Source organism: uncultured Lacinutrix sp. (assembly GCF_947500325.1).
Taxonomy (GTDB): Bacteria; Bacteroidota; Bacteroidia; order Flavobacteriales; family Flavobacteriaceae; genus Lacinutrix.
Genome location: NZ_CANMRQ010000007.1, coordinates 96,912 through 118,524, shown reverse-complemented (window position 1 = coordinate 118,524; position 21,613 = coordinate 96,912). Strand labels below are relative to the sequence as shown.

General features: G+C 29.4%; 20 protein-coding genes. All 20 read right to left on the bottom strand.

Annotation, left to right across the window (positions count from 1 at the left end; all coding sequences use genetic code 11):
• Nucleotide 1: 1 nt before the first annotated feature.
• The 20 genes from Q0997_RS10745 to Q0997_RS10650 all read right to left on the bottom strand — a co-directional run bounded on the left by Q0997_RS10745 (nt 2) and on the right by Q0997_RS10650 (nt 21,613).
• Complete coding sequence (locus Q0997_RS10745; protein ID WP_299888633.1) at nt 2-1,123, bottom strand: glycosyltransferase; 1,122 nt, start codon at nt 1,121-1,123, stop codon at nt 2-4.
• 21 nt (nt 1,124-1,144) lie between these two features.
• Nucleotides 1,145-1,861, bottom strand: a complete 717-nt coding sequence (locus Q0997_RS10740) for a glycosyltransferase family 2 protein (protein WP_299888631.1) — start codon at nt 1,859-1,861, stop codon at nt 1,145-1,147.
• Nucleotides 1,862-1,866: 5 nt separating this feature from the next.
• Nucleotides 1,867-2,871, bottom strand: a complete 1,005-nt coding sequence (locus Q0997_RS10735) for a glycosyltransferase family 2 protein (RefSeq protein ID WP_299888628.1) — start codon at nt 2,869-2,871, stop codon at nt 1,867-1,869.
• Nucleotides 2,864-3,904: an exostosin family protein gene (locus Q0997_RS10730; protein ID WP_299888625.1), complete on the bottom strand. Its 1,041-nt coding sequence runs from the start codon at nt 3,902-3,904 to the stop codon at nt 2,864-2,866. The genes Q0997_RS10735 and Q0997_RS10730 overlap by 8 nt, the downstream gene beginning before the upstream one ends.
• Nucleotides 3,905-5,449: a glycosyltransferase family 2 protein gene (locus Q0997_RS10725; protein ID WP_299888622.1), complete on the bottom strand. Its 1,545-nt coding sequence runs from the start codon at nt 5,447-5,449 to the stop codon at nt 3,905-3,907.
• Between the two features lies 1 nt (nt 5,450).
• Nucleotides 5,451-6,323 (bottom strand): hypothetical protein, encoded by an 873-nt coding sequence (locus Q0997_RS10720; RefSeq protein WP_299888620.1) that lies wholly within the window; start codon nt 6,321-6,323, stop codon nt 5,451-5,453.
• 91 nt (nt 6,324-6,414) lie between these two features.
• Nucleotides 6,415-7,566 carry a glycosyltransferase family 4 protein gene (locus Q0997_RS10715; protein WP_299888617.1) on the bottom strand — a complete coding sequence of 384 codons (1,152 nt, stop codon included), beginning with the start codon at nt 7,564-7,566 and terminating at the stop codon, nt 6,415-6,417.
• Between the two features lie 5 nt (nt 7,567-7,571).
• The gene (locus tag Q0997_RS10710) at nt 7,572-8,531 is read right to left on the bottom strand and encodes a hypothetical protein (RefSeq protein ID WP_299888614.1); all 960 of its coding nucleotides are present in this window, start codon (nt 8,529-8,531) and stop codon (nt 7,572-7,574) included.
• A 69-nt stretch (nt 8,532-8,600) separates the two neighbouring features.
• Entirely contained in the window at nt 8,601-9,995 is a 1,395-nt protein-coding gene (locus Q0997_RS10705; protein ID WP_299888611.1) for a CDP-glycerol glycerophosphotransferase family protein, read from the bottom strand.
• A 9-nt stretch (nt 9,996-10,004) separates the two neighbouring features.
• Nucleotides 10,005-10,880 carry an N-acetylneuraminate synthase family protein gene (locus Q0997_RS10700; RefSeq protein WP_299888609.1) on the bottom strand — a complete coding sequence of 292 codons (876 nt, stop codon included), beginning with the start codon at nt 10,878-10,880 and terminating at the stop codon, nt 10,005-10,007.
• 6 nt (nt 10,881-10,886) lie between these two features.
• Complete coding sequence (locus Q0997_RS10695; RefSeq protein WP_299888607.1) at nt 10,887-12,041, bottom strand: acylneuraminate cytidylyltransferase; 1,155 nt, start codon at nt 12,039-12,041, stop codon at nt 10,887-10,889.
• 86 nt (nt 12,042-12,127) lie between these two features.
• Entirely contained in the window at nt 12,128-13,285 is a 1,158-nt protein-coding gene (locus tag Q0997_RS10690) for a DegT/DnrJ/EryC1/StrS aminotransferase family protein (RefSeq protein WP_299888605.1), read from the bottom strand.
• Nucleotides 13,282-14,202: a GDP-L-fucose synthase gene (locus Q0997_RS10685; protein ID WP_299888603.1), complete on the bottom strand. Its 921-nt coding sequence runs from the start codon at nt 14,200-14,202 to the stop codon at nt 13,282-13,284. The genes Q0997_RS10690 and Q0997_RS10685 overlap by 4 nt, the downstream gene beginning before the upstream one ends.
• Before the next feature lie 5 nt (nt 14,203-14,207).
• Nucleotides 14,208-15,272: a GDP-mannose 4,6-dehydratase gene (gene gmd, locus Q0997_RS10680; protein ID WP_299888600.1), complete on the bottom strand. Its 1,065-nt coding sequence runs from the start codon at nt 15,270-15,272 to the stop codon at nt 14,208-14,210.
• Nucleotides 15,272-16,177: a hypothetical protein gene (locus Q0997_RS10675; RefSeq protein WP_299888598.1), complete on the bottom strand. Its 906-nt coding sequence runs from the start codon at nt 16,175-16,177 to the stop codon at nt 15,272-15,274. The genes gmd and Q0997_RS10675 overlap by 1 nt, the downstream gene beginning before the upstream one ends.
• Nucleotides 16,178-17,614 (bottom strand): MBOAT family O-acyltransferase, encoded by a 1,437-nt coding sequence (locus Q0997_RS10670; protein WP_299888596.1) that lies wholly within the window; start codon nt 17,612-17,614, stop codon nt 16,178-16,180.
• A 3-nt stretch (nt 17,615-17,617) separates the two neighbouring features.
• A complete protein-coding gene (locus Q0997_RS10665) occupies nt 17,618-18,496 on the bottom strand; it encodes a glycosyltransferase (RefSeq protein WP_299888593.1) in 879 nt (292 codons plus the stop codon).
• A gap of 6 nt (nt 18,497-18,502) precedes the next feature.
• Entirely contained in the window at nt 18,503-19,648 is a 1,146-nt protein-coding gene (locus Q0997_RS10660) for a glycosyltransferase (protein WP_299888590.1), read from the bottom strand.
• A gap of 1 nt (nt 19,649) precedes the next feature.
• Complete coding sequence (locus Q0997_RS10655; protein ID WP_299888587.1) at nt 19,650-20,594, bottom strand: glycosyltransferase family 2 protein; 945 nt, start codon at nt 20,592-20,594, stop codon at nt 19,650-19,652.
• Complete coding sequence (locus Q0997_RS10650; protein WP_299888584.1) at nt 20,594-21,613, bottom strand: glycosyltransferase family 2 protein; 1,020 nt, start codon at nt 21,611-21,613, stop codon at nt 20,594-20,596. The genes Q0997_RS10655 and Q0997_RS10650 overlap by 1 nt, the downstream gene beginning before the upstream one ends.

Below are 21,613 nucleotides of genomic sequence, written 5' to 3'. Positions count from 1 at the left end.
TTTAATTATTTTTAATAAGTTTAGCTATTTCGTTTTCAAACAAATCTAGAGTATAAAGTTGCGACCAGTCTTTAGCAGCTTGAGATTTATTTTTTAATTCTTCATTATTCTCTAAGGCATTTACAATTTCAATAACTGCTTTCTCTAAATTAGGTTCTATTAATAATCCTCGTTGTCCATTATTTAACATATAAGGAACACATGAGATTTTAGTAACTATTGGTATTGCTCCAAAAAACATAGCTTCTGCAATGGCTTTTGGCCAACCTTCTGACTTAGATGGCAAGATAGAAAAATGTGCTTTTTTTATAGCGTCTTGTATAACTTCTTTAGATTGGTTTCCGTGCAGTTTTACAAATTTAGATAAGTTATTACTAAGAATGTACTGCTCCAAATCGTTTTTTAAAACACCATCTCCATACATATCTAAATTTACTATAATACCTTCATCTATTAGTCTTTGAATAATTTTGACTGTTAGCAATGGACGCTTACCTTCTACTAAACTCCCAATAAAAACAAAATTTAAAACAGTTGAATAATCTCTATTTTCTATAGATACTATTTCTGATTGCTTATAAGTTGCTGTAAAAAAAGGTTTTATGTTTTTGGTTTGTTTTTCCCATTCACCATAAACTAAAACCTGCATATTCCTGGTAAGTAATGTATTAGATAACAACCATTTTTGGAAGTTATAACTTAAAGGTTGTTTTGCTTTAGGATCCCAATTTCCTGCATATTTTGCTGTCTTTATTTTCTTTGGAAAAAAAATTTGAATAATACATCCAAGTAAGCCAATATTCCCTGGACATCGCAAATGTATATGATCTGCACGACGGCATGCATTTATTAAATTAAATAATATTATAGGCAAATTAAATAATGACATTATTGCCTTTTTAGGATTTACAAAAGCAATAGAAGGTACTTGAGTTAGTTTTATTTTATTTCCTTTATATGCTATATCTATTGGAGAAATAGTATCTGTTATTTTGGGAGCTACTATTTCAACTTCACTTACATGATTTAACCACATGTTCATTTCACGTACATATGGCGCGTAGGCAAACCATTGGCTACCTTTTTGTTTATGTCCTACATGTGAAATGATTAAAAACTTCATACTGAGTTTTGAAACCTTAAGTTATTTTAAAAATTTATATTTTAAAATGCAATAAATAGCTCGAACTCCATCTTTCCATCCAATTTTTTTTCCTTCTGCATAAGTTCTTCCATAATAACTTATACCAACTTCATAAGCTCTTATATTTTTTATTCGAGATATTTTGGCAGTTACTTCTGGTTCAAATCCAAAACGTTTTTCCTTTAATTTTAAAGATTTTAGATGTTCTGCTCTAAATAATTTATAGCATGTTTCCATATCTGTAAAATTCATATTAGTCATCATATTACTAATAAACGTTAAGAATTTATTTCCTAAACTATGCCAAAAAAACAATACTCTATGTGGATGTCCTCCTTTAAATCGGCTACCATAAACAACATCTGCAAATCCATCTAATATTGGTTTAAGCAAATCATTATACTCATTTGGGTTATATTCTAAATCGGCATCTTGTATTATAATTAGGTCACCTGTAGCCTCTTTAATGCCTCTATGAATAGCAGCTCCTTTTCCATAGTTTTTATCTTGAGAAATGAGTTTTATATCTTCTTCTCCATGAGTATTAATATAATTATCTACAACAGTTTTAGTATCATCACTACTATAATCATTAATAATAATTATTTCCTTTTTAATACTGCCTATTAAATTAACATCTATAATCTTATTTAAAATTAAATGTATCGTTAAGGCTTCATTATATGCAGGGATTATTATAGAAAGTTTAGAAATCATCAGCGTTAATATATATTAATTTTAGGAGCATTAAAGAATAAAGATAACCATCCTACGGTTCTACCAAAACTTTCGGTTAATGCTTCCTTTTTATTTTTACTTGTTAGTACATTAGAAAAACGAATTATAGTCAATAAAAATGCTGTAGCATGCCATTTAAATCTAGCTTTAAAATTGGGATTAGAATACTTTACTCGCCAAACGTACCATCCATTTCTTACTACCATTTTTCCATAGTTATATCTATTTGGTCTTCCAGAACCATCGTGATAGTGCGCTAGTCTTGCATTAGTATTTATATAAAGATTACTTACTTTTGCTAATCTTAAGGAAAAGTCGGCATCTTCATATAGACCATAACCTTCAAAATAAGTAGAAAAAGAGAATTTATTAAATACTTCTCTTTTATAACTTGAGACGCCTCCCATAATTTGTTCTACTTGGTATATTTTTCCAGAAGGTGGTAAAAAACTTACTGAGCGTCCGTGTGAAAATGTTGGTAAAAAGCCAGGTTCTGTATCAGGTTGCAACCCAACTCTTTTTCTTAATCTAAACCTAGATGGTTCATTTCGTTTCCATCCGTCAAAATAAAAATTTAATTTATTACTCTCACTAGAAGCTTTATTCCATACAACTTCATTAGTAATATAGCCACCAATTGCTATAGCATCTGGTTTTATTTTATATGTTGAAATAAGTGCTTTAAAATATTCTTTTTCTAAAACGACATCATCATCTAAAAAACAGATTATTTCTGAAGTTTCAATTACTTTACTAATGCCGAAATTACGTTGTTTAGTTAATCCTCGATTAGTTTGGTCTACTTTGTAATACTTTAATTTCTTAAACCTATTTTCATTTAAAATAACTTCAGTTTCATTATTAGTAGAACCGTCGATAATTAGTATTTCATTTGGATAAAGCGTTTGTTTCTCAACAGACTTTAAAAGCTTAAGTACAGCTTTTGGCCTCATGTAAGTACAAATTATCAATGTAAAAGCCTTATCCATTAGCATTTATTTTTTTAATGAATGTATCATGAATCACAACAAAATAGTTATGTCTTATTAATTTTGTTTCCCAAAGTTTACGATTATTAGATTGCATTGCCGTAAAATCATCAACAGATAAACTATTATGGAATTTTGTAATTATTTCTGGCATATTTCTCACCTCATTTTCTTCTATAATAATACAGTGTTTATTCCAATCAATAATAAAGTCTAAAGGCAACCTGCAATCTGTATTAAGCAAAATAGGAATGCGCCCCATAGCCAAGGTTTCATAAAAACGGACAGAAAAATTACCAACTCCTCGACTACAAAAGGTATAGCCAGTATTAAAAATGTTATCGTAAAATTCGGTTGTGGATTTTTTCTTTTCAATTTCTTGACTAACACCAGCCCTATAATTATTACGCAAAATAAAATTGGTAATTAGTCGTTTATCACTTGCTAAAAGAAACAAATAAAATGCTCTTTTTATACTTGATGGGTAAAAAGGTTGTTTATCTGCTACTAGTTCTCCTAAATAACGCTTTACTTTAATTTTATAATAACTAACCTTTTCTTTAATCCATTTTTGAATGCCAGATTGTGCATGGCCTACAAAACCTATAGTAGGTTTTTCTTCCTTTTCTATAACAGAAAATCCATTTGGTATTTGTGTAAGATAAGGATCATTTATAAAAGAGGGTAGGATAAAACTCTTATCGGTTAATTTACTATGGAAACCACCTAGTCGAAAAGTATAGCTATTTGCTATATAATTAGTAAACCCGAAATCTCCTGCCGTATATATCCATATTGGTTTATTATTGTTTTTTGCCGCTTTAGTTAAGACATTAAGTGCTTCCCTATGCTTTAAAAACGCACTATAATCTATAGGGAAGACAACTATATCACAAGTTTCAATAGTATCAACTAAACTATAATACTTTAAGAGCAATTCATTTTGTTTAAAATGCATATCAAACAACAAAGGAAACACTTCTCGTCGATGCGTTTCACTTAAAAACTGGGTATTTGTATACAATTTAAGCACTTATTCTTTCTTTATTTTTTGACACCAAAGTACACTTTGTTGCCATTGTTTTTTAAAGTATTTAGCATATGCTACTGGATTTTTTAATCCACTTCCTTTTAATTGCCTTAAAAACAGCAACAATTTGTAGCCCAGCATTTGTTGCTTTGTAAAATAGGTTTGATATAACAATTGCACTGTTGGCGATGGTTTTGGCTGGACTTCTTCTTCCTCCCAAAGGTGTTTTACTTTGGTTCTATAACCACCAAATGGTGCTTTTAAATGTGTAATTTTAAGGTTAGGCGTAAAGATTACATCTTCACCTTTATTTCTTAATTGCATACCAAAATCTGAATCTTCTCCAAACCCAAATTCGTATGCCATATTAAATTTAATGTTTTCCAATAGTTCTGACTTTACTAAGCTTGAACCAGACCCAAATACAGTAGTTTGATGTATCTTAAAATAGGTTTGTTCTTGCTCTGGTTGTAAACATAAGTAATTTAATATCTTAATACCGTATGTTTTAATATCATTAAATGACTCTTCAAAAAAGGTAGTATTAAATCTAATATCATCGTCTGCTAAAAATGCCCATTCACTTTCTATTTTTAATAGAGCTATGTTTCTAGCATTACAAACTCCCGGTTGCTGTGTAAACTCATGCTTGATATTAAATGGCCATACTTCAGAATTTAAATATTCTAACTCTGAAATAGAATTTGGCTTAGGGTTTTGTTCTACTATAATGACATTTTTAGGTAAATGTGTTTGATGAGCTAAATCTTTAAGTACATTATACAAGTGTTTTTTTCTTCCTATGGTAGGAATAATAACATCAATAGACTTCTCTTGTAATACATTTTTTGAAGAGTTTACAGCTACTTTTTCTAAATTAAAATTTGAGTTAAGTCTTTTGTAAAATAGAGATATAATAATATTATAAACCGATATCTTCCTTTCGAAAACAGCATAATTCCATGCTAATAAAAAAACCCAAACCCACTTATAATGCTGTTTTACAAATTTAAACAACATCTGTTTAGAAGCTTTCGGAGTATTTATTTTTAATTCATGATTGGCTTTTAACAACTTTGGTTCTGAGTAGCAAAATAATCCTTCTACCATATTATTTTTAGCTAACGAATTTAAAAAGTAATCAAAAGGAACATTATTATTTAATGGTACATTTATATCATTAAGTATTGTAGTATTAATACCACCTACATGGCTACTCATTAACCAAGTTGGATAGCATACTTTTTTGTTAACTTTTAAAAAGAAACTACGCTCTATATAACCTATTTGCTTTGGTAAATAATGATCTGTATTTGTATTAAAACTCACTAATAGACTTTCATGATGAAAAATAGAACTAAATGCTTCGATATTTAATGAATCTAGTAATCTATCATGACACCAAACTACCAACCTATTTGTCTCTTTTTTAGCTATTATTTTTAATAATTTTACGATAGAGTTATTTAATTCAAAACCAGCTATTGGCTGCAATACTTCATTTAAAACTGAAGTAACTGTTTTTCCATTATGAACTAAAATAATCATACTAATCTGTAATAATTTCAAATGGCTTACCTCCAATTATAGCGGCATATTTACTAAAGCTACTATGGTACATTTTTCCAATTTTTAAAAAATAAACTTTTTCACTTTCAGAAATCATAAAGAAGTCTAATACTGTTTTTAAATGTCCTTCTAAGTTATCATCATTCTTAAAATTGTCCATATGAAAAGGATTTCCTTTAACTAAGTTTATATCTTCTTTTGCTTTAATAGTATTTAAAAAATGAATACTATCTGAAAACGCGTAACATTTATGATTTGATGATTCTGTTATTACTTGTATTTCTTTTTGAAGTTGATTTATCAATTTGTCTTTTTCTGTATTATTTAAAATCAACGATGTAGTATCAACAAAATCTCCCATTAATGTAGTGAATCTTGTATGGAAACAAATATATTTATCTTTTTCTATTCCTTTAAGTTTTGATTCTAAAAGCTTAGATTTTTTAAATAATTCATTAAAATTAGTTTTCCATTTTTCTTCTAAAAACGCAGAAGCTTCATTTGGATGCAATATTTTTAGATAATCAATATTAGCGTATATTAAAAAGGTTTCTGCATTCGATTTCTTTATGCTATCTAATGGATTGATATTAAAATTATTTACAGTGTAAATAATCTTTGTTTTAGTAGGATGATACTGTACTTCTTTCCTCTTAATTTTCCAATCTAAGACATTGGATTCTAAAAAAACATCTAAACTAAAAGGATCATCGAATTGTATATAAAAATCATAATCTAAGCATTTCGCTATCTCATAATACGATACTATTCCTTTTAACCTATCAACTAATCCTCCATGTGGTAAAACACCATTAAAACATACTATAATACGTTTTCTTTGATACCTTTTCAAACTAAGTTGTTTAGTATGAAATTGTATCAACTTGAGTTGTTTAGCTTTCTTACTAAGTACTTTTCGTATATTTTTTTTAAAGCTCAAACGGTTATGACTTTTCTATAATGTTATGATAATATGCAATATTAATATCTGCCTGCTTTACAATATCAAAAGTAGACATAACTTTCTTTTGGGCAGCTTTTCCTATAGTAACACATAAGTCTTTACTATTAAATAACTGGAGAATTCTTGAGCTATACGTTTCTATATCTTTTGGATGTACCAAATAACCATTAACCTCATCATCTATTAACTCTTGTGCCCAACCAATATTTGTATTAACCACTGGTTTCTGCAATGCCATTGACTCTATAGTTACCATACCTAAAGTTTCTGCAAATGACGGAAAAGCACAAACGTGTGCTTGTTTAATATGTGTTTGCACTTCGGCATATGGTATTTTACCTAAATAAGTAACATTCTTTTTTGCTGCTTCAGAAAAGGAATCACTCATTAATTGATAAGTAGATTTATTTCCAGTTTTAATGTCTGGTGCATCTCCTCCAATAAGTTTTAACTGAGTTGCTGGTTCTTGCTCAATTATTTTATTAAAAATTGAAGCTAATTCTAGTACGCCTTTTTTACGAATTATTGTCCCTATATAAAGTAGTGTTTTTTCATTATAACTAGAAGGCGATTTATTCTCAAATCGCTCTAACTGTAAACCATAGTGAATGGTTTTTATCTTATCTCGATTTAATCCAAATATTTTTGCAGTTTCTTGACCTGCAAAAGTTGTTGGAGCAATGTAAGCTACTGCACTTTTTAAAGCTGTTTTTTCGAAAACAAAATTTTTAAATTTTTGTTTTCTATTATCTAACTTGCAGAAATAAGCATCACTACCATGAAACCGAATAACTAACGGCACTTTAAATCTCATGAAAGCGGTTATACCTGTCCAATCTGGTGCTTCTATGAGTTGAATATTATTCTGTTTAATGACTTTATTTATATAGTTCTGAAGGTGTTTTCTATATTGATACCAAGTAAAAAGTGAATATTTCTTTTTTTCTATTAAATGTATAGCTACACCTTGATCTTCGAAAATTTCATTAGTATTTTGATGGTAAACAAACACAGTAACTGCAATGTCTTTTTTTACTAATGCTATTGCTAAATTCTTAATACTCGTCGCTATACCTGCAGCATTTGCTACTTTAGCGTGAGGATATTCTGAGGTTAGAAATGCTATATGCATATTGACTATAAACTTGCTTTATTTTTAATATGAGCTGCTATCGATTTTGAAAATAATTTTGCACCTTTATAATTTAAATGAGAATGATTATAAAAATTTGATTTATTATAGACTAAGCTATCTCTTGAAAAATTGAGATAGTCTATGTCATAATTACTTGCTATGTTATTTATTAAACTATCGACATACTGCCTTTGATTTTCTTTAAATTTATGTACTTCGAAATATTGAGGAGACCAAACTAAATATGTTTTTATCTTATTCTGTTTGCAGAAATCTAAAATCTCGTTAAGTTTCAAATGACCTTTCTTATACAAGTCGTAAAATGTATCGCTATTAGCAACTTCATTCATCCTTTTAGCTTTAAAAATATTCCATTCATTTTCATTCCAAGACTTATTTTTAACCTTATATCCATTTTCACTTTCTTTACAATCTTTATAAAAAAAGGATTTTAATTTACTAAAAACGGCTCCTTGCTCTCCTTGATATTTATATAAAGGAAGATATTGGTCTAAATTAAAATCTTTATCTACTCTTTGCGCTATATGTTGGTATTCTATTTCATTAACATAAGGTAAATATTGAAACTTCTCGTAAATACCTTTTCCTTCTCCTAAAAAATTATAATCCAAATCTATTATTAATATTTTAGGTAACTTATTTCTATTTATATAACTCTTCCATCTAATATCATAAATATTAATTGGTGTACCGCTTAAACCAAGATTATAACATTTTAATCCAGTAATGCTACTAATAATTTCAGGATTGTAATGGACTTCTGCTCTAGAGTTTCCTATTACAGCAATATCTACATCTAAGTTTGCCTTAAAAATCTCACTCCATGTGTTATTGCAAAACTTACCATTTTTAAAGAAATAATCTAATGTAATATGCAACGTAGAAAAAACTACTGTTACCAATAAAACAAACTTAATTACCTTTTTAATGAATGTATTCAAAATGAGTTGTTTTTGCTCAAAAAAATAAATTTAAACAATGTTTCTCTTTATTCTTAAAACTATTTGTTATTAATTAAGAACACTATTTATACTTTCCCAAATATGTCTAGAAGCTTCTGTTGGGTGTTTTCCTGCAACAATTTCAAACCATTCTAGACCATCTTTAACATTAGATGTTTTTCCATCCAAAATATTTTTAACAATACTTTCTAAATCCTTTTTATCTGTACAAAAAACAGCTGCTTCACTACTTGGCATAGATCTAAAATGAACGTATTTATAGTTCTGCCCAATATCTCTTATACCTTTTTTTAGCTGTGGTTGCTCATAGTTATAATAAATACAAGGCTTTTTATGGGCCACAAAATCAAAAACAGTAGAAGAACATACATTAGTAACAAATTCACTATGCTCGCAAACATTATACAACTCTTTAAAGTCTTCTTTTGCCGGTAATATTTGATTCCATTGATCGCCTACTTGTTTCCATATTGGATCTAACACTTCAATAATATCTTTATTAGCCTCAATTACTGCATCATACCTTGGTGTAAAATCTACAGGACACTTTCTATAAATAATACCTAAATTTTCGCCTTTACTATTTAAACTTCTAACAGCATTGGCTAAATCCTCAAGGTAATATTGATCTAAAGGTGATGTCGTTTCATCATCACCAGAGTAGCAGATATACTTTTTGTTTACATCTAAATTATGTTCTTTAAAAAAATCTTCCCGCGATTGTTTCAAATTATCATCAAAATGAGGTTCAAACTGTGGTGTTCCTGTAACAAAAACTTGCTCCTCTTTTACAAAAGGATAATATTTAAGCACTTCATTTTTCATTAAATCACTCCACACAAAATAATAATCGCTTTCTACTACTTGCATCGCTTTAGGCACATTGTCCCATGAATACACAAATGCTACTGTTGGTATCCCTAAGTCTTTTGCTGCTAAAAGAGCACTAATAGATTGTGTAGCACGCTGAGTAGTACAGAATATTAAATCAGGTTTATGGGCTTCTAATTGTGCTTTACAGTACTTATATTTTGAAGTTGAACGCTCTAAAGTATTAATCTTTTGTCTAAGTTTTACTATTCCTTGTTCTGAAGAATATAATCCTATTAACCACTTAGCATACAAACTTCTTATAACATTTTTTACGCCTTTATAATTAAACGGAAACTTATAGGTTGGATATACCGGATCATTAAACTTATCTCTCGATACATTTAATTCGGCTCTTTTTCTTGCTCTTGAATAGATTGGTAATAATTTATGAGCAGTATGATCTTCTATAGTTACTTCATTAAAACCTAAATTGTCTTTTAATGAAAATATAGTATTGTTCCAATAGGTGATATCAAAACCCATTTGCTCTCCAATAGTTTTAAAATTGGTAAATGCAAAATTTCGTAAGCCTACGCCGTCTGGAAAAAAAACGAATACTTTTTTCTTCATCTAGAAAAATTATCCTTTTTGGTTTTTTAATTTATCACGTTGCACTTGCTCTATTGGCAAAATATCTTGACTCTTAAATGCTAATGCTTGGTGTACAGCTCTTAAATCGCGAGATAACTTACGCAATCCCATTGGTTCTAATGATGCTGCGTGATCTGTTCCTTTCCAGGTTCTATCAATAGTATAATGACGCTCAACAATATTAGCGCCTAAAGTATAAGCAGCTACATCTACAGCAATACCTAAATGATGACCAGAGAAACCTATATGTTTAACTTCGTCTTTATATTTATCTAACAATAAATTTATATCTAATAAGCAAACATCATTAAACGGTACTGGATATCCAGAAGTACAATTATATAATACTAAATCTTTATTTCTATTATGTTTTTTGAAGAGTTTTACCAACTCGTCTATCTCATCTTTAGTTGTCATACCTGTAGAAATATGCAACTCTCCTTTATAATTCTCACATAACCATTCTAGCATTGCAACATTATTATTACATGCAGACGGAATCTTTATAAACTCGGGGTTTAAAGAAGCTATTTCTTTAGCAGATGTTACATCCCATACAGATGTTGAATAGGTAATACCTATTTCTTCACAATATGCTTTTAATTCGGCATGTTGCTCCACATCAAATTCTAAAAACTCTCTATGTGCTCCATAAGTATCTCCATAAGAATTAATTGGGTTTGGGTGCGGATTATTATACTGTTCTTCGGTTAATAATTCTTTATTATTTCTTTTTTGAAACTTTACTGCATCTACATTACAAAAGATTTTTGCCACTTTTATTAACTCTTTAGCGAGTTCCATTTCTCCTTTATGATTGCATCCTATTTCGGCAATAACGTATGGTTTTTTATAGGTATTCATATGCTTTTAAAATCTTTTATTATAATTCATTATAAACTGGCAGGCTTCTCTTATCGCTCCAGCTCCTGAAGGTTTAGACAATACAATATCTGCATGTTGTTTTACAACATCTGTAGCATTATTTGGGGCTATAGACCAACCTACACTGCAAATATTTGTTAGATCATTAACATCATCACCTAGGTAAGCAAAATTGTTTATTGAAAGTTTATTGTCTTTTAATATATTCTGTAGTAAACTGTATTTATCCTTTACTCCTAAATATACATTTTCTATTTTTAGTTTTTGCATGCGCTTAGCAACCAACTCTGAGTTTTCTGATGTCATTACCATTACATTCACATCAAATTGACGCAATATCTCTAATCCCATACCATCACGCATATCAAACTGTTTTGTATGCTCTCCATCTTTAGTATAAGTAATTGTACCATCTGTAAACACTCCATCTACATCTAAAACTACATGTGTGATTTTCGCAGATGTTTTTGCTCTTTTTTGACGTTCTATTAGTAATTGTTCTACAGCAATCCAATCCATTTCTGTATCAATTTCTAATAGCGAGTCTTCTGGCATCTTCACAACTGCTGTTTTCTTTCCTATTCTATTTTTATATTTCTGTAATGCAACTTTAGTTGTTGTATAAACTGCACCATTTTCAATTAATAAACCATCAAAATCTTGACGTCTTGGTCTCTCATGAGGATTATAATTTATAGGAGTTCCATTTTCATTCCATAAAAACCGATGTGTATTAACTACCGTTAATGCAGAATCGTATTGTCCTTGTATAGCAGACAAACAGTCATTAATATTCTCTCTTTTTGTAAATGGAGACGTTGCTTGTAACAAGCAAAACGTTTCAAAATTATAATTAATAGACTCACAATACTCAAGCATAGCAAACTCCGTTGAAGCTGTATCGCTTGCACTTTCAGCACTTCTAAGAACCGCTTTCACCTTAGTAGTCCATTTGTATTCCTTATCAATAAAACTAATAATATCTTGATCATCTGTATATACTATAATTTCATCTAAGTTAGAAAATATAGCTTCTCCTAAAACCCACGTAAATAATGGCCTTCCAACCATTTTACGTTTATTTTTATTTGGAATTCCTTTAGATCCTTTACGTAATGGAATAAAGCCTATGCTTTTCATTAATTTGAAGGTTTTGGTTTAGGTTTATTTCCGCTAAAATACACTTTTTTCGGACGAAAGCTACAAAAATTAGGATAAAAGGTAACTTAAGATAAGGTTTTGAAAAGATAATCTATTTCACTCTTGAGTGAAATTTGGTGATTTCCAACAAACAATCCATGTTCATCTAAATATTTAGCATTCTTCATTTCTCCAAAAACTTCATAATCAAAATACTTTAATACTTCATTTTTGGTAAAATCTCCTGTAACTATTGGTCTACAATCTATATTATGCTTAGTCAATTTCTTAACTACTTCTGTACGTTTAATATTCGATTCTGGTTTAATAATTAAACTAAAACCAAACCAACTACTATTATCTATATTTTTTTGAATATAATACTCTTTGTGATCTTTAAATAGGTTAACAAAGTACTCTGCATTAGCTCTTCTATGTTTTAAAAAGCTCGGTAGTTTTTTTAGTTGCTCTACTCCTATTGCCCCACTCATTTCTACAGGTCTTACATTATAACCAGGTAAAACAAAACGAAAAGATTCTGTAAACCAATCATCACTTTTATTAGATACTTGATTTTCTTTTGGCAAATGTCTTGTCCAACCATGCGCTCTTAAACTAATAAGTACATGATACAATTCTTCATCATCTGTAGCAATTAAACCTCCTTCCATTGTTGCCATATGGTGAGAGAAAAAAGTAGAAAATGTTCCCATAATACCAAATGTACCTGTTTGCTTCCCTTTATATTCGGCTCCCATAGACTCACAATTGTCTTCTAGCAACAAAATATCTTTATCACCAATAATAGTAGTAATAGCATCAAAATCATTAGGATTTCCTAAAAGATTTACAGCAAAAATCATTTTTGTCTTATCTGTTACTGCCTGTTCTAATTGTTCTAGATCGAAATTAAGTGTTTGTAAATCGACATCTACAAACTTTAATTTTAAACCGTATTGATATAATGGATAATACGTTGTAGACCATGATACTGCGGGTACAATAACCTCATCGCCTCGTTTTAATTTTGGTGCTTTTGTATAAAATAAGGCTGCCACAGCCAATAAATTAGCCGAAGATCCAGAATTAACCATTACACAATGTCTTGCGCCAACAAAAGCTGCAAATTCATTTTCAAATTGCTTTACATGTTTCCCCATGGTATACATATCGCTAGCTATAACCTTATTTATAGCTTCAATTTCTTTATCATCCCATGTTGATGTAGCTAATGGATATTTCATTTTGTAACCGTATTTATGTAATAATCGTATGTTAATTTAATACCTTCTTCCAAACTAATTTTTGGAGACCAACCAAAGGCTTTTAACTTTGTATCATCTATAAGTTTTTGTTTCATGCCTACTGGTTTGGATAAATCGTGAATAAACTCACCTTCAAAACCTATGCTTTTAGCTATTGTGTTATAATACTCATTAATTGTATAATCTTTTCCTAATCCAACGTTTATATTTTGTGGCATGCTTTCAAAATTAGTAATCGCATAAAAAATAAAATCGGCTAAGTCTTGTGCATACATAAACTCTCTTCTGGCTTCTCCATCTCCCCAAATAGAGATTGTTTTATTTTTATGAATTTTAGCTTCATGAATTTTTCTGATAACAGCTGGTAACATATGTGAATGTTTTGGAGAAAACTTATCATATTTACCATACAAATTACATGGAATAACAGTTTTATAGCTAAAAAAACGATCTTCTTTATTAATATATTCACATAATCGTGTTGTTACTATTTTCGCTAAAGCATAGCCTTCATTGGTAGGTTCTAATTCGCCTTTAAGAATTAAACTTTCTTGTAACGGATTTATTGCTTCTCTAGGATACATACAAGAGCTTGATAAATTAATAAAGCGTTTTACTTTATTCTTTTTTGCTGCCATTATTATGTTTCTACCTATATCTAAATTCTTTATAAGAAAATTAACCGGATGCGCTATATTATCCTGAATACCTCCTACTAATCCTGCTGCATGAATAATAATATCTGGTTGGTGGGTTTTTATATAATTATCTACAGCTAAAAAATCTTCAAGATTAAGCGCTTTACGATTAGGAGCTATAATAGTATGAGTCTCTTGATTATAATCCAAGATATTCCTACCCACCATTCCATTACCTCCAGTTAAAAAAATAGTCATAGATTTTATTTACTATTAAACTTTAATACATGTTTTAAATCATGTTCCATCATTATTTTCACTAATCCTTCAAAAGAGGTTTTATTTGGGTTCCATCCTAGATTTTTCTTTGCTTTTGCAGGGTTTCCTAATAAGGTTTCGACTTCTGCTAAACGATAGTAATTTGGATCTATCTCAATAAGTATTCTACCCGTTTTTGAACAAATCCCTTTTTCATTTTCATTATTACCTTCCCATTTTAGTTTAATTCCAGCCTCGGCAAAAGCTAACTCACAAAACTCCCTTACTGTATGTTGTTCTCCAGTACCAATAACATAATCTTCTGGTATTTCTTGCTGTAACATAAGCCACATACACTCTACATAATCTTTAGCATAACCCCAATCTCTTTTTGCTCCAAGATTACCTAAATATAGTTTATCTTGAATACCATGTGCAATTCGTGCTGCTGCTAATGTTATTTTTCTAGTTACAAACGTTTCTCCGCGTCTTTCAGATTCGTGGTTAAACAGAATACCATTTACGGCGTACATTCCATAAGATTCTCGGTAATTTTTAGTTATCCAAAAAGCATATAGTTTTGCTACGCCATAAGGTGAACGTGGATAAAAAGGAGTCGTTTCTGTTTGAGGTGTTTCTTGAACTTTACCATACAACTCTGAAGTTGATGCTTGATAAATTCTTGTTTTGTTCGTTAAATTACAGATGCGTACAGCTTCTAATAACTTTAATGTACCAATACCATCTGTCTCTGCTGTATATTCTGGCATATCGAACGATACTTTTACATGAGATTGTGCTGCTAAATTATAAATCTCATCTGGTTGAATTTCTTGAACCAATCGAATAAGATTAGTAGCATCTGTCATATCTCCATAATGCAATTTAATATTCTGCTTCTTATGCAAATCTTTTAATAATGTATCTATATACAAATGCTCTATACGTTCTGTATTAAACGTAGAACTCCTTCTAATAATACCATGTACTTCGTAACCTTTATCCAGCAACAATTCTGCTAAATATGATCCATCTTGACCGTTTATCCCTGTTACTAATGCTATTTTCATTATTCCTTGTTTTGGTTGATAAAATCACTTATTTCTGATGTAAAAATCTCTGCTCCAAGCTTATTTAAATGAGATTCATCTCTAAAATATTTTTTCTCCTTATACCTATTATCTAGCGTATCATACACTATAATTTTAGTTTGGTCATTAACTAGTTTTAAAAATCGATTATAAAAAGAATTACTAAAACTATAATAATTAGGAGGAAAAGCATAATATAATTCAATATCATTAACTTTACATAAATGTTGTATTTTTCTAAATGCTTCTAACTTTTCTTGATTTTCATTACTACTATCGTACTCTATAATCTCTTTATTATATTTTAAATTAGGTTTTGTTTCTACAGGAAGTAATTGACTTCCATGTAAACTTGTTTTCTCTAAAACAGATGCTTTTTTAGGTTGTAATTTAAAATCGCTAATACTGATTCTTCCTATACAGAATATTTTAGACAAAATATTTTTTTCGCCTTTATTGATTAGTTCGTCGTGTATATATGTATATTTCTTTAGAGGTAAAAGTTTATCTATTCTATAGTATAAATTTCCAATCGGTTCAAATTCAGGTACACCATCAATAACTAAAATAAGTTTTTTAGGTGCCTTATTATACTTTAAAAGCGTTTTTAAAACAAACTCTTGAAATTGTATGTTTGAAGCGATATAAGATAAATTATATGTTTTTAATTTTGTTTCATGTTCTAATTTCTCGGCAGAAATACTACGCGCTCCTCTAGAAGAGCCAATAATAATTATGTCTTTATTTATTTTCCCTTCAAGAACATACTCTAAACGCTTATCATGTTCTCTATTTGGAGCTCTATCTATGAAAAAGTAAAAAGCTTTATCTATTATAAAAAAAATAGTAGCAAAAAGAATGATTTGTAATAAAAAATGTCTCATTTAAAATTGAAAGTATATAAATTCTTGTTCTTCTCCACTAAGCATCCAAATACAAATGATAAGGATTATATAAAACCCCCATTTTATAATCTTTCCTTTTTTTAATAACAATGTTTCTAAAGCATGTTTATTTTTTCTTCCCAACCATTCAATGCACATGAATAAAAATAAAAATACAATAAGGTAAGTTGGCCTTACTATAGGTATTTCAAGGAATGTGGATGAAAATATATTTCTTATATAACTTATTGCATGTGTTATAGATTCTGCCCTAAAAAATATCCATGCAAAAACAGTTATACTAAATGTCACTAACATTGCAATACAGTCTTTTAAAGAAGGTAGTAATTTATTAACTGCAACAATTTCTATATTATTCCTATTGTTTTTGGTTAGTAATAATGGCATAAAATACAAGGCATTTAAAAGTCCCCAAACAATAAAAGTCCAGTTTGCGCCATGCCAAAACCCGCTTACAATAAAAATAATAAATGTGTTTCTTATTTTCATTAAAATTCCTCCACGGCTACCTCCTAAAGGAATATATAAATAATCTCTAAACCAAGTAGATAAGGAAATATGCCAACGTCTCCAAAACTCGGCTATATCTCTTGAGAAATATGGAAAAGCAAAATTTTGTTTTAAATCAAATCCAAATAATCTAGAGGTACCAATAGCTATGTCTGAATATCCTGAAAAATCTCCATAAATTTGAAATGTAAAGAAAATAGCTCCCATCACTAATGTACTCCCAGAGTAATCGCTAGAGTTATTGAATATAAGATTAGCATAAATAGCACATTGATCTGCAATTACAACTTTTTTAAATAAACCCCAAAGTATTTGTCTACAACCATCTATTGCTTTAGAATAGTGAAACGTTCTTGTTTTATAAAATTGCGGCAGTAGATTTGTTGCCCGTTCAATTGGACCTGCTACCAATTGTGGAAAGAAACTTACAAAAGCTAAAAATGATACAAAATCTTGAGTTGGTTCTAACTTACGTTTGTAAACATCTATAGTATAACTTAATGTTTGAAATGTATAAAAACTTATGCCTACTGGCAGAATAATATCTAAAGTATTAGGTTGAATTTTACTTCCAAAAAATGAAAACGCTTCAACAAAATTATCTACAAAGAAATTATAATATTTAAAAAAGCCTAAAAAGCCTAAATTTACAAGGATACTTATCCATAACAAGCCTTTTCGTTTAGATTGCCTTCCTTCCTTATTTAACTCAATACCAATAAGATAATCTACTATAGAACTAAAAATAATTAAAGATAAAAACCGCCAATCCCACCAACCGTAAAAAACATAACTCGCGGCAACAAGTAATGCATTTTGTAATTTTAAATGTCGTTGCGTAACAAACCAGTATAGTATAAATACTACAGGAAGAAAAACCGCGAAATCTAGGGAGTTAAAAAACATAATCTAGTACTTTAAAGATTTTATTGTCTCCTTTTTGACAATAGTTGATGACTTAACAGGTTTTCTATAATTTAGTATATATGGTAATTTAAAAAGTGTTGTAAAAAACACACTAATAAATGACTTAAAATATTTCCAATCGCTTATAGCATATTTTTTAAAATTATGAAATAATAGTTTTGCAATTTTAAATAGAGGCTTAGGGTAATATACTAGATATAGTCGAATAGAATTCTTTAATTGCCTTTCAAACCTAAAATAATTACGTCCTTGTTTTTTTCTTTTTTCTACATCCACTCTATGATTTACTTTAATATCATAACTATACAAAATATCGTATCCTAGATCTAAAACTTCAATCGCTACTGCTGGTTCTTCTCCATATATATCTATCCATACAGGAAAGCCGTTTGTAGCGTTATAAACTTCTTTAGCTATAGCAAAACCACAACCTACAAAATCATTCGAAAAGTAATTCTCTCCTGATATAGATTGTTTTAAAGCCTCTTTATCTGACGAAAACAAACCTCTTACTTCTTGAAAAGCAATAACTCCTAATTTTGAGTTTTCTTTAAAAGTAGTTTCTACAGTTTCTATAAAATTTTCACTTATAGGATGCGCATCATCATCTAAACCAATAAAAATAGCTCCTTTTGCTTTTTTATACAATGTGTTACGAGCAGGAGACGCACTTACACTTTGTTTTGAGACTGTCCAATGTACCCAACTAAAATCTGAAATAATAGCTTCTGTTGCTTTACAACCGTCAATAAACACCAATACTTCATGCAATGATGTATTAATTAATAACTTGAGTTTACTCAGCGTCAACCTCAAGTCATCTGGTCTATTTTTAGTTACAATTAAAAACGAAATTTTCATTAGTAGTTAGTGTTTTTGAACGTTTTTATATAACTCTTTAATTTTAGGTTGCAATGTAATACGATTATAATAGTTTTCTATAAAATTAATATTGAAATCTTGAGCCTTTACTCTTAATTCTTTATTATTAATTGCGGTTGTAATACAACTAGCAATCTCTTTTTCATCTAAAGGGTTTGTAATAAGCAAACCATTTTTATTATGTGTAATAACTTCTTCGGTAACTTTCCCTGGATTAGACTGAATAGGAAATGCTCCCATACTCATGGCTTCAAGAAGTGCATTAGGCATACCATCTGATAGACTATTTGCAATATGAACACAACTATTACCCATTAATTCTAAAAGTTTAGCATTAGGAATAAATTCATATCTAGAATGCATTTTTATTGACAAGCTAGATAAAATCTTAGAGTTTTTAATTTGACTTTCTAAAATAGTATCTGCACTATAAATAATAATCTCTTTATCTTTTAAAAGTGCTTTTGAAACTAACTCTAAAGCTTTTAATATAACTGAGGCTTTACCAACACCATCTTCATAGCCTTTTATTAAAATAATAGTTCTTTTACTATGACTCTCTATTTTTGAATTGTCAATTGTAATGCCTCCATTACCAGGAAACACTCCTAAATACTCATTTACATAACCATTATTTTTAGCTATTATATAGTCACGTTTACAATCTGTAATTAAATAATTAGTGCGATTAAAAAAGGTTTTAACGTCTTGTTTAGATAGTCCTTTTTCTTCAAAGTAAAATAGATCACTTCCCCAAGAAGAATATATAAATGGCACTTTGTTGTCTTGCATAACAGACAATATTGGCAAACCTGTTAATTGCATCTCAAAACAATGTACTATATCTGGTTTAATATCATCAAGCACTTTTTTAAAGACCACATCAATTGGCTGTTCATTTATTTTTTGGATACTTTCATACAATTTGGGCACACCTTTTTTTAAGCGAGAACGCATTGGAAAATCCCATTTTAATTTCCAGCCTTTTAATTGAGTTACCCAATCTATTTTATTTGACTTTGGACCGCCATCTGTTACATCAAACCAAAAGACCTCATATCCAGAATCTTTCAACTGGTTTACCCATTGAAAAAAATGATGATTTGGTATAGCAACCATTACTATTTTCATATTACAATTTAAAAAGCGGTTTAAATTTCGTATCTCCTTTTTTAACTACTTTAAAAACGGCATAAAAAAAATGAATACGAAAACATTTCATTTTCAAATTAAAACTATAACATAATTCCTGTTCTTTTATAAAATTTAAACATGTACTAGCTGCTTTAAAATTACGCTCGGCTAATGCTTGTCTAAAAAAACCCAATGTCATTTTTAAAACTGCTAATTTTATTGTTTCTGTGTTTGATAGTTTTAATACTGTTTTTTTTGCTTCAATATAAGACGCTAAACCATATTCTACATTGGTATAAAACGAATTAGTAGATGAAGAAGAGCCTATACGATAGTATATTAAATCGTTATTTACAACGGCTATACTTTTTTCTTCTGAAAGTGCTCTTGCATACAGTTCATGGTCTTCAAGAATATGTAAATCTTCGCGAATTGGCATATAGTGTTGTAATGCTTGCTTCTTCCACAACGGAGCTACCATCATCATAGGAAACTCACCAGTTACAAAGGCTTCAAAACTATTATCAGGCATAGCAATATCAGGTGATGACTCATAAAAATCAAATCCTTTAAAATCACCTGAAAAGTCTTTCAACTTACAAACTACTAAATCATTGTTTTTAATGTTGTTCTTTTTAAGTTGTAAATGCTCTGGATGCATGATATCATCACTATCAAAAAACTGAATATAATCTCCTTTAACTATTTTAAAAGCATAGTTTCTACATGCACTTGGTCCTTTAGTTATTTCTACTGGTCGCTGATGTAATTGAAACCGCAAATCGCCTTCTATTAACTGTTTTGTATAGCTTACTGTATTATCAGTACTACCATCATCTACAATTATACATTCCCAGTTAGTATAGGTTTGTGCTTTAATAGATTGGATTGTTTCCTTTATTAAAGTTTCGCGATTGTATATGGGAATAATAATAGAAATCATTAGTAGCTTTTATGCAATATAGATTTAATTAATAATTTTGCTTCATCTACACTATTTAAACGATATTCTAATTTTCGTTTTAATTTAACATAATCAAAGTATAGTTTTAAATTATATGTTTTTGCACCTAAAAAACATTGTCTTACAGCAGCTTTTTCATATTCTTTTAATAATACACGTACTTCACGTTTATCTATAAAATTAGAAAGAGAACTATTAACAGCATCTCTTAAACCTAGAAACTGAAAAACATCTTCTGGCTTTACTTTATTAGTATAAGAGAACAAGTTTATATAGGCTTCTTTCTGTAATTCACTTAATGGTACGTTAAAGTATGATAGCATTTTAAAACGCGACTCACTTGCTTTTGTTCTTTGCTTTTCTTTTTTTGTTATTGATACTTGTCCTTCGTGAACGCGATATAAAAATAGCAGTTCTTGAATATTATAAAACTCTCCAAATTCTAGCAATCTTACCCAAAGATCATAATCCTCGGCAGGTTCTTTAGATACATCGTAATTTATATTATGTTCTTTTAAAGTAGACGCTCTTAACATAGCTGTTGGATGGCCAATTGCTGAGTCTTTTAACATCGCTAATGTAATCTCTTGATGAGATTCTGGGTTATAAATAACTTGGTCTGAATCTATAATTTGAAAAATAGAACCACAAACTACCAATTTTGGGTTCGTTTCAAATATAGCTACTTGTTTTTCAAATCTTGTAGGTAAGCTTATATCATCACCATCCATTCTGGCTATATATTTACCTTTTGCTATGGTTAAGCCATAATTTAAACTATTAGTATAACCTGAATTCTTAGGCTTCTCAATAAGTTTTATTCTATTATCATTAAAAGATTTTAAAATCTCAATTGTTTTATCTGTACTACAATCATCTATAATAATGCACTCAAAATTAGAATACGTCTGATCTAAAATACTTTGTACAGCTTCTTTTACATATAATTCGCAATTATATGTAGGTATTAAGACTGTTATAAGTGGTTGATTAGCCAT

What these genes read in the sequence shown, in the direction of transcription:
- Q0997_RS10745 (WP_299888633.1), bottom strand. Translation starts at nt 1,123, where the DNA reads ATGAAGTTTTTAATCATTTCACATGTAGGACATAAACAAAAAGGTAGC.
- Q0997_RS10740 (WP_299888631.1), bottom strand. Translation starts at nt 1,861, where the DNA reads ATGATTTCTAAACTTTCTATAATAATCCCTGCATATAATGAAGCCTTA.
- Q0997_RS10735 (WP_299888628.1), bottom strand. Translation starts at nt 2,871, where the DNA reads ATGGATAAGGCTTTTACATTGATAATTTGTACTTACATGAGGCCAAAA.
- Q0997_RS10725 (WP_299888622.1), bottom strand. Translation starts at nt 5,449, where the DNA reads ATGATTATTTTAGTTCATAATGGAAAAACAGTTACTTCAGTTTTAAAT.
- Q0997_RS10715 (WP_299888617.1), bottom strand. Translation starts at nt 7,566, where the DNA reads ATGCATATAGCATTTCTAACCTCAGAATATCCTCACGCTAAAGTAGCA.
- Q0997_RS10705 (WP_299888611.1), bottom strand. Translation starts at nt 9,995, where the DNA reads ATGAAGAAAAAAGTATTCGTTTTTTTTCCAGACGGCGTAGGCTTACGA.
- Q0997_RS10700 (WP_299888609.1), bottom strand. Translation starts at nt 10,880, where the DNA reads ATGAATACCTATAAAAAACCATACGTTATTGCCGAAATAGGATGCAAT.
- Q0997_RS10695 (WP_299888607.1), bottom strand. Translation starts at nt 12,041, where the DNA reads ATGAAAAGCATAGGCTTTATTCCATTACGTAAAGGATCTAAAGGAATT.
- Q0997_RS10690 (WP_299888605.1), bottom strand. Translation starts at nt 13,285, where the DNA reads ATGAAATATCCATTAGCTACATCAACATGGGATGATAAAGAAATTGAA.
- Q0997_RS10685 (WP_299888603.1), bottom strand. Translation starts at nt 14,202, where the DNA reads ATGACTATTTTTTTAACTGGAGGTAATGGAATGGTGGGTAGGAATATC.
- gmd (WP_299888600.1), bottom strand. Translation starts at nt 15,272, where the DNA reads ATGAAAATAGCATTAGTAACAGGGATAAACGGTCAAGATGGATCATAT.
- Q0997_RS10675 (WP_299888598.1), bottom strand. Translation starts at nt 16,177, where the DNA reads ATGAGACATTTTTTATTACAAATCATTCTTTTTGCTACTATTTTTTTT.
- Q0997_RS10670 (WP_299888596.1), bottom strand. Translation starts at nt 17,614, where the DNA reads ATGTTTTTTAACTCCCTAGATTTCGCGGTTTTTCTTCCTGTAGTATTT.
- Q0997_RS10665 (WP_299888593.1), bottom strand. Translation starts at nt 18,496, where the DNA reads ATGAAAATTTCGTTTTTAATTGTAACTAAAAATAGACCAGATGACTTG.
- Q0997_RS10660 (WP_299888590.1), bottom strand. Translation starts at nt 19,648, where the DNA reads ATGAAAATAGTAATGGTTGCTATACCAAATCATCATTTTTTTCAATGG.
- Q0997_RS10655 (WP_299888587.1), bottom strand. Translation starts at nt 20,594, where the DNA reads ATGATTTCTATTATTATTCCCATATACAATCGCGAAACTTTAATAAAG.
- Q0997_RS10650 (WP_299888584.1), bottom strand. Translation starts at nt 21,613, where the DNA reads ATGGCTAATCAACCACTTATAACAGTCTTAATACCTACATATAATTGC.